Origin of the sequence: Clostridium massiliamazoniense, assembly GCF_001403635.1 — a bacterium.
Classification (GTDB): domain Bacteria; phylum Bacillota; class Clostridia; order Clostridiales; family Clostridiaceae; genus Sarcina; species Sarcina massiliamazoniense.
Genome location: NZ_LN879468.1, coordinates 2017917 through 2032623 on the forward strand (window position 1 = coordinate 2017917; position 14707 = coordinate 2032623).

Here is a 14707-nt window from a genome sequence, read left to right on the forward strand (position 1 = left end):
AAAGGTGAAAAGAACCCCGGGAGGGGAGTGAAATAGAACCTGAAACCGTATGCCTACAACCGTTCAAAGCCCCTTATGAGGGTGATGAAGTGCTTTTTGTAGAACGAGCCAACGAGTTACGATATGTTGCGAGGTTAAGTACTTAAGGTACGGAGCCGAAGGGAAACCGAGTCTGAATAGGGCAACTAGTAGCATGTCGTAGACCCGAAACCGGGTGACCTATCCATGGCCAGGTTGAAGCGAAGGTAAAACTTCGTGGAGGACCGAACCACGTTGCTGTTGAAAAAGCATGGGATGAGCTGTGGATAGCGGAGAAATTCCAATCGAACTCGGATATAGCTGGTTCTCCTCGAAATAGCTTTAGGGCTAGCGTCGGGTAATTAAGTACTGGAGGTAGAGCACTGAATGGGCTAGGGGGCATAGCGCTTANAGCTAGGACGTCAGTTTTAGTGGAGCCAACCTTGGGATACCACCCTGATAGTACTGGAATTCTAACTGGAGGCCATGAATCTGGTCACAGGACATTGTTAGGTGGGCAGTTTGACTGGGGCGGTCGCCTCCTAAAAAGTAACGGAGGCGCCCAAAGGTTCCCTCAGAACGGTCGGAAATCGTTCGAAGAGTGCAAAGGCAGAAGGGAGCCTGACTGCGACACATACAGGTGGAGCAGGGACGAAAGTCGGGCTTAGTGATCCGGTGGTTCCTCGTGGGAGGGCCATCGCTCAACGGATAAAAGCTACCTCGGGGATAACAGGCTGATCTCCCCCAAGAGTTCACATCGACGGGGAGGTTTGGCACCTCGATGTCGGCTCGTCGCATCCTGGGGCTGAAGTAGGTCCCAAGGGTTGGGCTGTTCGCCCATTAAAGCGGCACGCGAGCTGGGTTCAGAACGTCGTGAGACAGTTCGGTCCCTATCCGTCGCGGGCGTAGGAAATTTGAGAGGAGCTGTCCTTAGTACGAGAGGACCGGGATGGACTGACCTCTGGTGTACCAGTTGTTCCGCCAGGAGCACAGCTGGGTAGCTACGTCGGGAAGGGATAAACGCTGAAAGCATCTAAGCGTGAAGCCCCCCTCAAGATAAGATTTCCCATAGAGTAATCTAGTAAGACCCCTTGAAGACTACAAGGTTGATAGGTCGGAGGTGTAAGCATGGTAACATGTTCAGCTGACCGATACTAATAGGTCGAGGGCTTGATCTAATAAATAAAATCACATATTTAGTGTAATTTTCAGAGAACAAGCTCTGAAAACTTCATAATCTGGTAATTATGTTTCTTAGGGTAACACCCGTTCCCATTCCGAACACGAAGGTTAAGCCTAAGAAAGCCGATGGTACTGCATGGGTGACCGTGTGGGAGAGTAGGTTGTTGCCAGGTCATGGATCTTTAGCTCAGTTGGTTAGAGCAACCGGCTCATAACCGGTAGGTCCGGGGTTCGAGTCCCTGAAGGTCCACCATATTTGGGGGTATAGCTCAGTTGGGAGAGCACCTGCCTTGCACGCAGGGGGTCAAGAGTTCGAATCTCTTTATCTCCACCAAGAAATCCTATGATGAAAATCATAGGATTTTTTTTTATACAATTATATACTATTAATAATAATTAATATAAATATATTAGTTATTTAATTTAAGGAAGAAAGGAATATGAGCCTATGCTTTATAGAATTAAACAATTTATATGGGCAATAATATCTAATTATAAAGATTTAGACATAGAATATCTAAATACCTATTTAAATAAAAATGAGTTAGAGCTTTTTTCAGCTTTAAGTAAAATTGATAAACAACATTCTATAAGAGTATCTAAAGAAGCTTTGCATATATTAAATGAAGAGATTAACAATAAAGAATTAAAGGAAAATGATGAGTTTAGAAATGAGTTAGCAAAGGCAGGATTATTACACGATATAGGGAAGTCTGAAATTCCTTTAAATCCTTTTAGTAAAATGCTAGTAGTTATTATTGATAAAATAACTAAAGGGAAATACAGAGATAAAGAAAATGGGAAATTGCTAGATAGTTATTATAATCATCCTATTAAGGGAGAAAAAATATTATTAAGTAGCAATAAAAAGTTTTCTAAGGAATTAATAGAGGTGGTATCTTCTCACCATAAAAGCGAGGAATATGTTAATAGTAGCAATAATTATCTATTAAAGATAGTAAAAATGGCTGATGATAGAAATTAGTGTAATTATGATTAAAGGTTAAATTAGCATTTAAAAATAAATAAGAGAAAAAGTATATATGAAATATTATGAATTTATTATATAATTTTCTATATATTACAAGTTAGATTTAATTAAGGGCTTTTAAAAGTATAATTATTTAATTTATTAAGTTTAATATATGAAATTAGATATTTAATTGAATTTTAATCTAGCTTATTAGGAGTGTGATGCCATTTATTTATGGGGAAAAGGTATAAGGCATTATAAGTAACTAGTTACAAGAAATGAATCGTATATTAGGGGGAAGTATGAAGAAGGGGCTAAAGGTTAAGAGAGTTTTAAAGGTCAGTATTGTAATTATTGTTTTAGCTATAGCATTACTTTTTTTATCAACTAATTTTATTATTGATTTGCAATGGTTTAAGGAAGTTAATTACTTAAATATTTATTTAGTTAAGTTAAAGGCTATAGCAATTTTATCTATACCTATATTTATAGTTAGTTTCTTAATACTATATATGTATTTTAAAAGTTTGAGAAAAAATGTTTTAACCATAATAGGGAATGAACATTTAAAGCTTTATAATTGGTTAACACTTGGAGGAAACTTTATATTATCATTAATTTTATCTATAATAACTTCAGCTACAAATTGGTTAGAGATTTTAAAGTTTCTCAATAGTAAAAGTTTTAATCAGGTAGATCCTATTTTTAATATGGATATTTCATTTTATATGTTTAAGCTTCCTATTTTAAAATCTATTTATAATTCTTTTTTTCTAATTTTATTTATAATAATAATGGTAACTCTAACTATATATTTTTTATTATCTATAAAAGTACCAACAAGAAGAAAAGATACTGTTATTAATATAAGATCAAGAGGAGAAGGGATCAAGAACTTCGCAGGTAAACAATTGGCAGTAACATCTGCTGCTATTTTATTACTTGTAGCTATAGGTTGTGTATTTAATGCTTATAATTTAGTTTATAGCAGTAGAGGAGCTGCATATGGTGCAAGTTATACTGATGTTAAAGTGACTTTATTATTTTATAGAATAATTACCATTACTTCAGTAGTGGCAGCAATTATAGTTGGAGTATCTATATGGAAGAAGAAATATAAGCCTATAATTTATTCTGTAGGAACAATTGTAGTATTAATAGGATTACAACCATTAGTTTCATTGGGGGTACAACAATTTATAGTGAAGTCTAATGAAATGGAATTTGAGTTACCTTATTTAAAGTATAATATAGAGGCTACTAAGAGGGCTTATAATATTGATAAAATTGAAGAAAAGAGTTTTGAACCTTCTAAGGAAATAAAGATTGATAAGTTAGATGATAATAAAGATATAATAAGCAACATAAGGGTCAATTCAGCAGAGCCAGTGCTTAATTTTTATAAACAAGTTCAATTAATTAAAAAATATTATACTTTTAAAGATGTAGATACAGACAGATATAAGATAAATGGTGAAGAGAGTCAAGTCTTTATAGCTCCAAGGGAGATAAACACATCAGAAATGCCTGTTTGGCAAAATAAACATTTAAGGTACACCCATGGTTATGGAGTAACTATGAGTAAGGTTAACGAAGTAACTAAAGAGGGACAACCATCCTTTATAATGAAAGACATCCCAACAGATAATAATACCGATATAAATTTAGATAATCCAAGAATATATTTTGGAGAAAATACTAAGGATTATGCAATTGTAAATACAACAGTAGCAGAATTTGATTATCCTACAGGGGAAAGTGAAAATAATTTCTCCTATGATGGTAAGGCAGGAATAAAATTAAATCCAATAAATAGGGTTTTATTTTCTATTTATGAGCAGAATCCTAAAATACTAATATCTAGCGCAATAAATAACAATAGTAGAATCCTAATGAATAGGGAAATTATGAGTAGGGTTAAGAAAATAGCTCCATTTTTAGAGTATGATGAAGATCCATATCCAATTATAAATGATGGAAAACTATTGTGGATTATAGATGGATATACTATTTCAGATAAATATCCTTTCTCAGAACCTCAAGATAATATAAATTATATAAGAAATTCAGTTAAGGTTACTGTAGATGCTTATAATGGCGATGTTAAATTCTATGTTATAGATGAAAATGATCCTGTAATAAAAAATTATAGTTCTATTTTCAAAGGTTTATTTAAAAACATTAATGAATTGCCAAAGGGAGTAGAGGAACATTTCAGATACCCACAGGAAATATTCAGACTACAGAGTAAAGTTTTAGCTAAATATCATACAAATGACCCTATAAAACTATTCACTCAAGAGGATTTATGGGATGTTTCTAGTGATATATTGAATCCTCAGAAGGATGGCAAGGAAACAAAGGAAGAAATACCAGTTGAAGTTTTATATTTAATGAGTAGAGCTCATGGTGGAAAAAATCTAGAAATGATGCTTTTTGAGTATTTTAATATGAGTGGAAAGCAAAACATGGTATCTTTACTTGGTGCTAGAATGGACAAAGGTAATTATGGAAAGCTTGTAATGTATAAGTTCCCACAACAAAGAGCTATATATAGTCCATATTTATTCAAAAATAGAATGCTTCAGGACCCCAATATTTCCAAGGAAATAAGTCTATGGGAAGGGAAAGGTTCTGAAGTTGTATATGGAGATATTATAATTGTGCCGATAGAAGACTCTTTATTATATCTTAATACTCTTTATTTGAAGGCTTCAACAGAACATAGTATGCCAGAGATGAAAAGAGTTGTTATGTCTAATGGAGATAAGATTGTAATTGAAACAAGTGTGGATAAAGCTTTAGAGAAGCTATTTAATTATTATGGTAAGTCTAAGATAGAAAGTGAAGTTGTTGATGGGGAAGAAAAAGAGGAGGCTGTCACTGAAGCTAGTGGAAGTAGTAGTGATATAAAACAAGCTGCTGAATTATTTAATAAGGCCATAGAGGCTCAAAAAAATGGAGATTGGGCTACTTATGGAGAATATATAAATAAGGTCGGAGAAGTTTTAAATGCATTAAATAAAGAAGAATAAAGAGATAGGGCTGTGTCTAAGAATTTTAGCACAGCTCTATTTATTGTGTTTTATAAAAATTACAATTTAAATATGTTATAATTTTAGTGGTTAAATTAAACAGAGCATTGAAAAATTTTTGCGTTAAGTTTATTTAAGAATGGGATAGAATAATACTAAAGATTACGAGAAGATAGGTATTATAGATATTTCTTATTAGATAAAATAATTACATTTGGTAACTAGGAGTGTGAGAGAATGGATTATGATGTGTTGATTCTAGGTGGAGGAATTATAGGTTGTGCAGTAGCTTATGAATTATCTAAATATAATTTAAATATAGCTGTTATAGAAAAGGACTATGATATTGCTGATGATATATCTTTTGTAAATACTGCGGTTGTTTATGATGGTTCTGAATGTAAAAATGATTTAATGAGCAATTTAGAAAGTATGGGAAATAAACTTTTAGGTGAAATAGCGAAAAAGTTTAATGTTCCTTTCACTAGAAGAGCTACTTTAAGAATTGCTGATAATGAAGTTTCAGAAAAGATAATAGAGGATATGTATAACCGTTCAATAAAAAGAGGGATAAATGGCGTTAAAATGTTAAGTGAGGAAGAAGCAAAGATTTTAGAACCTAACTTAAAGTTTAATTTTACAAAGGCTTTTTATTCAGAGAATACAGGAGTAATTAATCCTTATGATTTAGCAATAGCTTATGGTGAAGTTGCTTTTGATAATGGTGTTTTATTTAGACTTGAAGAAGTTGTTAAGGATATTCAAAGTGTTGCTAATGGTTTTGTAGTTACTACAAATAAGAGCAAGATTAATTGTAGATTTGTTGTTAATACTATACCAGGAGATAATTATTCAATAGATCAAGAAAGTAAAGTATCAAGTGAGGAAATTTTAAAAAGTTATTATTTACTTTTGAACCAAAAGAAAGAAAGTTATTCTAATTTAATTTTTAAAATAGAGGATTCAAATCAATTTATAAGTCATATACCGGGTGCTAATGGGCAGATAGTTATAGGAATAAATTCTGATAAGCCTATAGGATTCTATAAGTCTCTTAGAAAGTCTAAGGCATTAGTTCCTGATATAAGTAATAGTGATGTAAATAATGTTTTTTATGATGATCATCATAAGGATTTAATAATAATAGATGATAATGAGATAAATAAGGGATATATAAAGGTGACTGGGAAGCATTATGCTGAAGTTACTATATCTCCAGCTATAGCAAATCTCATATGTGAGACTGTAGTTAATAATTTAAAATGTAGTAAGAGTAAAAATTTCATTGATAAAAGAAGAGAGTTTTATAGATTTAGAAACTCAAGTAATGAGGAAAGAAATGAACTTATATCTGTTGATAGTAGGTATGGAAAAATTATTTGTATATGCAACTTAATTTCAGAAGGAGAAATTGTAGATTGTATAAGAAGACCTTTAGGTGCTAGAACTGTAGAGGGTGTAAAGAGAAGAACTAATGCAACCTTTGGTAAGTGCCATGGAGCACAGTGTATTGGCAAAATAATAGATATACTAGCTAGAGAACTGGATAAAAAACCTACAGATATAGTTGAAGATTCTAAGAATTCAAAAGTTTTAGGTTCTAGAATCAAAGAATTTAATGATATATAAGAGGTGAGTGGGGATGAGTAAAGATGTATTTACAAGCTTAGTGAGAGTTAGAGGGTCTAAAAAGTACAATGTTATTCCTGTTAAGAGTACAGCGCCTGTTGATATTTCTTTATGGATAGATTTTTCAAAAGTTTTAAGTAGATTATATGTGAGTGTTCCAGCTGACATAGGAGATATTGTTTGTAAAAATATTTTAAATACTGGAATAGATATAGTTTGTACTAAAAATTTAAGTAAAGATGAAAAATAACTAATGGAAGAATTAATTTTAAAAAAATGGTAGTCAATGTAAATAAATCATTGACATTAGAGAAAATGATTACTATAATAAACTCAAAAGAATAAAATTTTAAACCTATGATCAGGATAGTAGTAATTTTTTCTGCTCTAAGAGAGTCAGTGGTAGCTGTGAACTGATACAGAATGATTATGAATCCACCTGTGAGGGACTGTGAATACAAGCAGTACGGTTTTTAATCGTTATTAATTTTGAGTGGGTAAATTCTCTTTAATTTACCAATTAGGGTGGCAACGCGGAGCTTTCCGTCCCTTTTATAGGGATGGTGGGCTTTTTTTTATACAAAAAAATAAGCTAAAGTTAAGAAGGGAGTAAGCAAAATGTTAGATTTAAAAAGAATAAGAAGTAATGCTGAAGAAATTAAAAAGGCTCTAGGCAATAGAGGAGAAAAATTTGATGTTTCAGTAATCGATGAGGTTATAGCATTAGATGAAGAAAGAAGATCAATCTTAGTTGAGGTTGAAAGTTTAAAAGGTAAGAGAAATCAAGTTTCAGCAGAAATTCCTAAGAGAAAGAAAGCTGGAGAAGATGTTACAGAAGTAATGGCTGAAATGAAAAAAATAGGTGAAACTATAAAAGAATTTGATGCTAAAGTTAATGAAATAGATTCAAAAATAGAATATATAATGTTAAGAATACCTAACATACCAAATCCACAAGTTCCAGATGGAGAAACTGATGAAGACAACATAGAAATCAAAAGATGGGGAGAGCCAACTAAGTTTAACTTTGAACCAAAAGCTCACTGGGATTTAGGAACAGATTTAAATATATTAGATTTTGAAAGAGCTGGTAAAGTAGCAGGTTCAAGATTTACTTTCTATAAAGGTATGGGTGCTAGATTAGAGAGAAGCATAATAAACTACTTCTTAGATAAGCATACATTTGAAAATGGATATACTGAAGTACTACCTCCATACATGGCTAATAGAGATAGTATGACTGGTACAGGTCAATTACCTAAGTTTGAAGAGGATGCTTTCAAAGTAGAAAATAACGGATATTTCTTAATACCAACTGCTGAAGTTCCTGTAACTAATATGTATAAGAATGAAATCTTATCAGGAGAAGAACTTCCAATAAAACATGTTGCATACAGTGCTTGTTTCAGAGCAGAAGCTGGTTCAGCTGGTAGAGATACAAGAGGTCTTGTAAGACAACATCAATTTAATAAAGTTGAATTAGTTAAGTTCTGTAAACCAGAAGAAAGCTATGCAGAATTAGATAAGTTAGTAAAAGATGCTGAATCAGTACTACAAGGTTTAGGATTACCATATAGAATAGTAAGAATATGCAAAGGTGATTTAGGATTCACAGCAGCATTAAAATATGACTTAGAGGTTTGGATGCCAAGTTACAACAGATACGTTGAAATTTCAAGCTGTTCAAACTTTGAAGATTTCCAAGCTAGAAGAGCTAATATTAAATACAGAGAAACTGCTAAAGACAAACCACAATTTGTTCATACTATAAATGGTTCAGGTGTAGCTATAGGAAGAACTGTTGCAGCTATATTAGAAAACTATCAACAAGAAGATGGTACAGTTGTTATACCAGAAGCTATAAAAGAATATATGAGATGTGAATTATTAAAATAATATATTTTAATAATTACAATAAACTACCTTTAGAGAAGAGGGAACTCTTATTTAAGGGTAGTTTTTTAGTTTATTAAATAATAAAGAGAAAAAATTTTACTGATTAACATAATAATTAACATAAAAAATATTTTAAAAACCATATAAAATGGCTTAAATAGTGAGTTTATGGAACTAATAAAATAATTTAAAAAAAGTGAAAAAAATATGTTGACAGAAAGAGCAGATGTTGATAAAATATCATATGTAAGCACGGAGAGATGGTCGAGTTGGTTTAAGGCACCGGTCTTGAAAACCGGCGTACCTTTGCGGGTACCGTGGGTTCGAATCCCACTCTCTCCGCCATTTTTTTTATCCAAAAATAAAATGGTATAATATGGAGAATTACTCAAGTGGCTGAAGAGGCGCCCCTGCTAAGGGCGTAGGTCGGGTAACTGGCGCCAGGGTTCAAATCCCTGATTCTCCGCCAAAACACCTAGTAAAAATACTAGGTGTTTTTTGTTATATTAATTTATTAGTTTTATTATAAATTTCAATTGTTTCATTATTTTTATTTAGTAAAAATTGCTTAATATCTTTAGTTTTTATAGCTATGAAATTTTCTTTGATTTTTATATATTCAAGTTTATTATAGTAAATTTTATTATTTATATTTTCATTAAATACACTCAAATAATTATCAGTTAGTGTTAAGTTACATTTTTTCTGTTTTATAGTCATTTAATTACATAATATCTTAATTAGAATATTTCATGGGTGATTATAGGAAATATTTACTGATATTTAATGGAATAGATATAATTCACTTTTATTAAAGTAATAGTAGAATGGTTAAAGGGGCTTTAAAGTAGGATTAATACTAATGTTTTTAATTATAAATAATTAAATAAAAATTTTTTTAAAAAATTGTTGACAATAAAAAGGTAGGTTGATATAATAATAAATGTGTTCGACATGGAGAGATGGTCGAGTTGGTTTAAGGCACCGGTCTTGAAAACCGGCGTACCTTTACGGGTACCGTGGGTTCGAATCCCACTCTCTCCGCCACATTAAAAATTTATATTTTTAATAAATGAAGGCATGGAGAATTACTCAAGTGGCTGAAGAGGCGCCCCTGCTAAGGGCGTAGGTCGGGTAACTGGCGCCAGGGTTCAAATCCCTGATTCTCCGCCAAAAAACACCTAGTAAAAATACTAGGTGTTTTTTGCTATGTAAAAACTTAAGTTAATAAATGTAACCCATTAATTTTTCTAGTGAAAAATAAGTTATAAATCGAAAAATTTTTTTATATAAATTACTAAAATAATTTATTGGAGAATCTAATGGGCAGAGATAAATTGCAAAATTTAAAGAATAGATCTAAAGTCATAGATATTAATAATAATTCAAAGTTTGTTTTGTTCAGTGATTGTCATAGAGGAAATGGAACTTATAAGGATGCTTTATATCCTAATGTTAATATATATCTAACTGCACTTAGATATTATTACAATAATGGTTATAGTTACGTAGAACTTGGTGATGGTGATGAACTTTGGAAGTTTACTAATCTTAGTGATATAGTGGAAGCTCATAGAGATGAGTATAAGATTTTAGAAAATTTTAAAAAACATAATAGACTTTATATGATTTATGGGAATCATGATGGTATAAAGGGAAGTTATAGATTTAAAAGATGTGTAGATAAATATAAGGAAAAAAATAAATTGTTATATAGTTTTTATAGTGACTTAGATATATACGAAGGAATTGTACTTAAATATAAAAATTTAAAGGAATATTTTTTATTTCATGGACATCAGTTTGATTTTGCTTGTGATGAAATGGCACCAGTAACTAAAATTTTAGTAAGATATATTTGGGGATTTTTAACTGAAGTAATGTCTTTTAAAGAAATAACTAGCCCTGCTAAGTTTGATAATAAGAGGGCAAGAATAGATAAGAAGGCATATGAGTGGAGTAGAAAAAATAAAACTAATATAGTAATGGGGCATACTCACAACAGTATATTTTTAGATAATGATAGTAATTATATGAATACAGGGGCTGCAGTATTGCCTTATTCAGTTACTTGTATAGAATTAGAAAATGGAATTTTTACCTTATGTAAATGGACCATAACATCTATAAAGGGTGGATTTTTAGTGGTTAAGAAAGAAAGTTTAGGGAAGCCTAAATTTATTGAATAATTTGTTGAATAAGCTATAAAAGAATTTTTTCTTTTATAGCTTATTTTTTAAGTGTAAAATTAAATTAGAATTGGTAAAAATAATAAGTATAGCTTAATTAAGAAAGGTGAATTAGTTATGCCATTAAGAATTATATATGGAAGAGCTGGAACAGGAAAAACTACTTATTGTATAAATGAAATAAAAAAGAAAATAGAGAAAAAAGAAAATAATAATTATATTCTTATTGTACCTGAGCAATTTACGTTTCAAACAGAGAATAGAATTATAGAAAATATAGGTGAGAAAGCAGTACTTAATGCAGAGGTACTTAGTTTTAAAAGAATAGCATATAGAGTTTTTAATATATGTGGAGGATTAACTAAAAAGCTTATTAAAGATGCTGGGAAGAATATGGTGATTTATAAGGTTCTTGAGGAATTATCAGATGAAATGAAGTCCTTTGGAATTGCATCAAAAAAAGATGGATTTATAGATATAATATCTACTCTTATAAGTGAGCTAAAAAAATATGATATATCAGATGAAACTTTAGAAATAATGTTAAATGAAGTGGAAGATGAAAGCCTAAAGAGTAAAATTAGTGATATTAAAAGTATACTAGAAAGCTTTAATTATAAGTTACATAAGAGTTATATAGATGGAGAAGATCAACTAACTCTTGCCTTAGAGCATTTAAAAAATTGTGATTTATATAAGGATGCTGAAATATGGATAGATGAATTTAATACTTTTACCCCTCAACAGATGGATATAATAGTAGAACTTATTAAAAGAGCTAAAATGGTTAATATAACTTTACCTATGGAAGAAGGAAATACTAAATTTAAAGATATTGATTTATTCAATACAAGTAAAAGTATAGAAAGAAGATTAATCAGAGCTTTAGAGGAGAATAATTTATCCTTTAAAGGTTATGTAAATTTAAATGAAGATGTTCCTTATAGATTTAAGGAAAGTGATGAGTTAGCACATTTAGAGAAACAATTATATTCTTATCCTTTTATAAGCTATGAGAAGGCACAAAAAGATATAAGATTATATAAAGCTAATAATAGTTATGAGGAAATAGAATTTATAGCAAAGGATATTTTAAGACTTATAAGAGAAGAAGGCTTTAGATATAAGGATATATCTCTTATTTGTAGAAATATAGATAGCTATGAAAAGATAACTTCTGTTATATTTGATCAATATGAAATTCCTTATTATATAGATAAAAAGCTTGATGTTGCAAGTAATCCAATAGTTATATTAATAAATTCTGCTATAGATATAATAAATAGAAATTGGTCCTATGAAAGTGTATTTAAATATCTTAAAAGTGGATTTATAGGTATTGAAAAAGAATATATTGATAAGTTAGAAAATTATATTTTAGCCTATGGTATTAAGGGATCTAAATGGAAAGAAGAACAATGGGAGTATTATAGTTCTAATACATTTAAAAATTCCGATATATCGGAAAAGCAAGTACAAGAATTAAACGAAATAAATGATATAAAACATTGGGTAGAAACTCCTCTTTTATCTTTAGAAAGTAAGTGTAAAGGTAAGAAAAGTGTTAAAGAATTTTGTGTTGCATTATATGAATTCTTAGATGAAGATTTAAATATATATGAAAAAATAGAAGAAAAAATTAACTATTTTGAGGAAAATGGTCTTACTAGAAAGACAAAGGAATATTCAACTATAATGGATATCCTTATAGAAGTTTTAGAGCAATGTGTAGATATTCTTGGTGATGAAATAGTAGATTTAAAAGAATTTTTAAGAATAATAAATGTAGGATTCAGTAAATATGAGATGGGTGTAGTACCAGTTGCTATAGATCAAGTGAATGTTGGTGATATAACAAGAATAAAGAGTAGAGGTGCTAGAGCAATTTATGTTGTAGGAGTTAATGATGGTGTATTACCAGCAATTAATAAAGAAGAGGGAATATTATCAGATAGAGATAGATTAACTTTAAAAGATAAAGGAATACAACTTGCTTCTGATACTAAGACAAAGGTTTTTGAAGAGCAATTCTTAGTTTATACTGCATTAACTATAGCTAGAGAATATTTAGTATTAACTTACCCTCTAGCAGATTTTGAAGGGAAAGCTTTAAGACCATCTATTATAATTCATAGATTGAAAAAAATATTTCCACATATGAAAGAAGAGAGTAGTGGTTTTAATTTAATAAGCAAGAAGGATGAACTTTATAATATATCTTCAAAACAACCAACCTTTAATGAATTAATAATGGCTATTAGAAAGAATTTTGATAATGAAAATATGGAGGATTATTGGAGTGATGTCTATAGTTATTTTATTGAAGATGAAGAGTGGAGAAGAAAGCTAAACAATATAATTAAAGGACTAAAATATTCTAATTTAGAAACTATATCTTCAGCTAAAGTTAAGAGTTTATATGCTAGTGAAAATGGAAGATTTCAATTTAGTGTTTCAAAGCTTGAAAGATATGCACAGTGTCCTTTTGCTTATTATATTCAATATGGATTAAAAGCTAAGGATAGAAAAATATATGAGTTTTCTGCACCTGATTTAGGTAGTTTTATGCATGAAATTTTAGATGAGTTTACTAATGAAGTAAAGGAAAAATCTATAGCTTGGAGTGAACTTAATCAAGAGAAGTGTAGGGAAATAGTAAATAGTTTAGTTAATAGACAATTAGAGGAGAATAAAGGGGCTATATTAAATAGTTCTTATAGATACAAGTACTTCACTGATAGATTTAAGAGAATAATAACAAAGTCTGTTATGGTAATTGCAGAGCAAATGAAGAGGAGTAATTTTGAGGTATTCCAAAATGAATTTGCCTTTGGTGGAAATGGTGATGGAGGACAAATAAAAATAACTCTTCCTAGTGGGGAAGACATATTTTTAACTGGAAGAATAGATAGAGTAGATAGACTAAAACTTGATGGTACAAATTATATAAGAATAATAGATTATAAATCAGGTAATCAAAATTTTGATTTAAATAGATTATTCAATGGTCTTCAAATACAGTTATTAGTTTATTTAGATATACTATTAAAAAATTCAGATAAGATAATAGGAGAACAAGCACTTCCAGGAGCTATGCTTTATTTTAAAATAGATGATCCTATAATAAAAAGTAAGAAGGAATTAAGTGAAGAAGAAGTTAAAGAACTTGTATTAAAAGAATTAAAACTAGATGGTCTTATGCTTAAAGATATTGATGTTGTTAAGTCTATGGATAGTGATATTGAATCAGAAGGATATTCTTTAATAATTCCTGCTAAAATAAATAAAGATGGGAATTTAGCTAAAAATAAAGCTTTAATAACAGAAGAGCAATTTGAGTTAATCAGAAAATATGTAAATAAAAAAGTTATGGAACTTTCAGAGATGATGTTAAGTGGAAATATCAATATAGAACCTTGTAAGGAAGGGGATAGAACATTCTGTGATTATTGTTCTTATTCTCATATATGTCAGTTTGATTTATCAGTAGAAAATAACAATTATAAAAACATAAAGAAAGAAAAAGAAGAAGTTCTTTGGAATAAAATAAAAGAAGAAGTTGAAGAGTAAAAGGTTGTCCTTGAAATTTAAAAAAGCAGATTCATATAGCTGAATCTGCTTTTTTCATATAATAAGTGCCTAAAAACTTGAAATATAATAATTAAATTTTATTATATTCCTGTTTTAAGAACAACAATAAAAAATTTAAATTTTATGTCTTAGTACTAAATTTAATTTTTAATATTGCTATATGTATAACATTTTATTTTAAGTTTTTATAGTAT

Annotated in this window: 8 protein-coding genes, 6 tRNA genes, 1 rRNA gene and 2 other annotated features (1 of these 17 running past the window's edge); of the genes, 14 read left to right on the forward strand and 1 reads right to left on the reverse strand. The window is 30.0% G+C overall.

Translation table 11 applies throughout. The annotated features are described in order from the left end of the window. Window positions 1–1196: a sequence feature (23S ribosomal RNA rRNA prediction is too short), on the forward strand (it extends 505 nt beyond the left edge of the window). 59 nt (window positions 1197–1255) lie between these two features. From rrf to ARA19_RS16550, 10 genes are all read left to right on the forward strand, one after another. Further along, a 5S ribosomal RNA gene (gene rrf / locus ARA19_RS16505) occupies window positions 1256–1373 on the forward strand. 3 nt (window positions 1374–1376) lie between these two features. Then, window positions 1377–1453, forward strand: a tRNA-Ile gene (locus ARA19_RS16510). 5 nt (window positions 1454–1458) lie between these two features. Continuing rightward, window positions 1459–1534 (forward strand) — tRNA-Ala (locus ARA19_RS16515). Between the two features lie 114 nt (window positions 1535–1648). Beyond that, complete coding sequence (locus ARA19_RS16520; protein ID WP_055072007.1) at window positions 1649–2185, forward strand: HD domain-containing protein; 537 nt, start codon at window positions 1649–1651, stop codon at window positions 2183–2185. Window positions 2186–2475: 290 nt separating this feature from the next. After that, window positions 2476–5208, forward strand: a complete 2733-nt coding sequence (locus ARA19_RS16525; RefSeq protein ID WP_055072008.1) for a UPF0182 family membrane protein — start codon at window positions 2476–2478, stop codon at window positions 5206–5208. A 237-nt stretch (window positions 5209–5445) separates the two neighbouring features. Next, the gene (locus ARA19_RS16530; protein ID WP_055072009.1) at window positions 5446–6837 is read left to right on the forward strand and encodes an NAD(P)/FAD-dependent oxidoreductase; all 1392 of its coding nucleotides are present in this window, start codon (window positions 5446–5448) and stop codon (window positions 6835–6837) included. Between the two features lie 13 nt (window positions 6838–6850). Continuing rightward, entirely contained in the window at window positions 6851–7087 is a 237-nt protein-coding gene (locus ARA19_RS16535) for a DUF1667 domain-containing protein (protein ID WP_055072010.1), read from the forward strand. A 98-nt stretch (window positions 7088–7185) separates the two neighbouring features. Next, window positions 7186–7391 (forward strand) — a binding site (T-box leader). Between the two features lie 64 nt (window positions 7392–7455). Continuing rightward, complete coding sequence (serS, locus tag ARA19_RS16540) at window positions 7456–8733, forward strand: serine--tRNA ligase (RefSeq protein WP_055072011.1); 1278 nt, start codon at window positions 7456–7458, stop codon at window positions 8731–8733. Between the two features lie 254 nt (window positions 8734–8987). After that, window positions 8988–9078 (forward strand) — tRNA-Ser (locus tag ARA19_RS16545). A gap of 33 nt (window positions 9079–9111) precedes the next feature. Continuing rightward, window positions 9112–9202: transfer RNA gene (locus tag ARA19_RS16550), tRNA-Ser, on the forward strand. Window positions 9203–9234: 32 nt separating this feature from the next. On the opposite strand, the gene ARA19_RS17905 is transcribed toward ARA19_RS16550, so the two are convergent. Beyond that, complete coding sequence (locus tag ARA19_RS17905) at window positions 9235–9405, reverse strand: hypothetical protein (protein WP_207643347.1); 171 nt, start codon at window positions 9403–9405, stop codon at window positions 9235–9237. Window positions 9406–9689: 284 nt separating this feature from the next. Between ARA19_RS17905 and ARA19_RS16560 the strand changes: the two genes are divergently transcribed. The 4 genes from ARA19_RS16560 (at window position 9690) to addB (ending at window position 14492) form a co-directional block, all read left to right on the forward strand. Beyond that, window positions 9690–9780: transfer RNA gene (locus tag ARA19_RS16560), tRNA-Ser, on the forward strand. A gap of 35 nt (window positions 9781–9815) precedes the next feature. After that, window positions 9816–9906, forward strand: a tRNA-Ser gene (locus ARA19_RS16565). A gap of 149 nt (window positions 9907–10055) precedes the next feature. After that, a complete protein-coding gene (locus tag ARA19_RS16570) occupies window positions 10056–10922 on the forward strand; it encodes a metallophosphoesterase (protein WP_055072013.1) in 867 nt (288 codons plus the stop codon). Between the two features lie 117 nt (window positions 10923–11039). Next, complete coding sequence (addB, locus tag ARA19_RS16575) at window positions 11040–14492, forward strand: helicase-exonuclease AddAB subunit AddB (RefSeq protein ID WP_055072014.1); 3453 nt, start codon at window positions 11040–11042, stop codon at window positions 14490–14492. Window positions 14493–14707 lie beyond the last annotated feature (215 nt).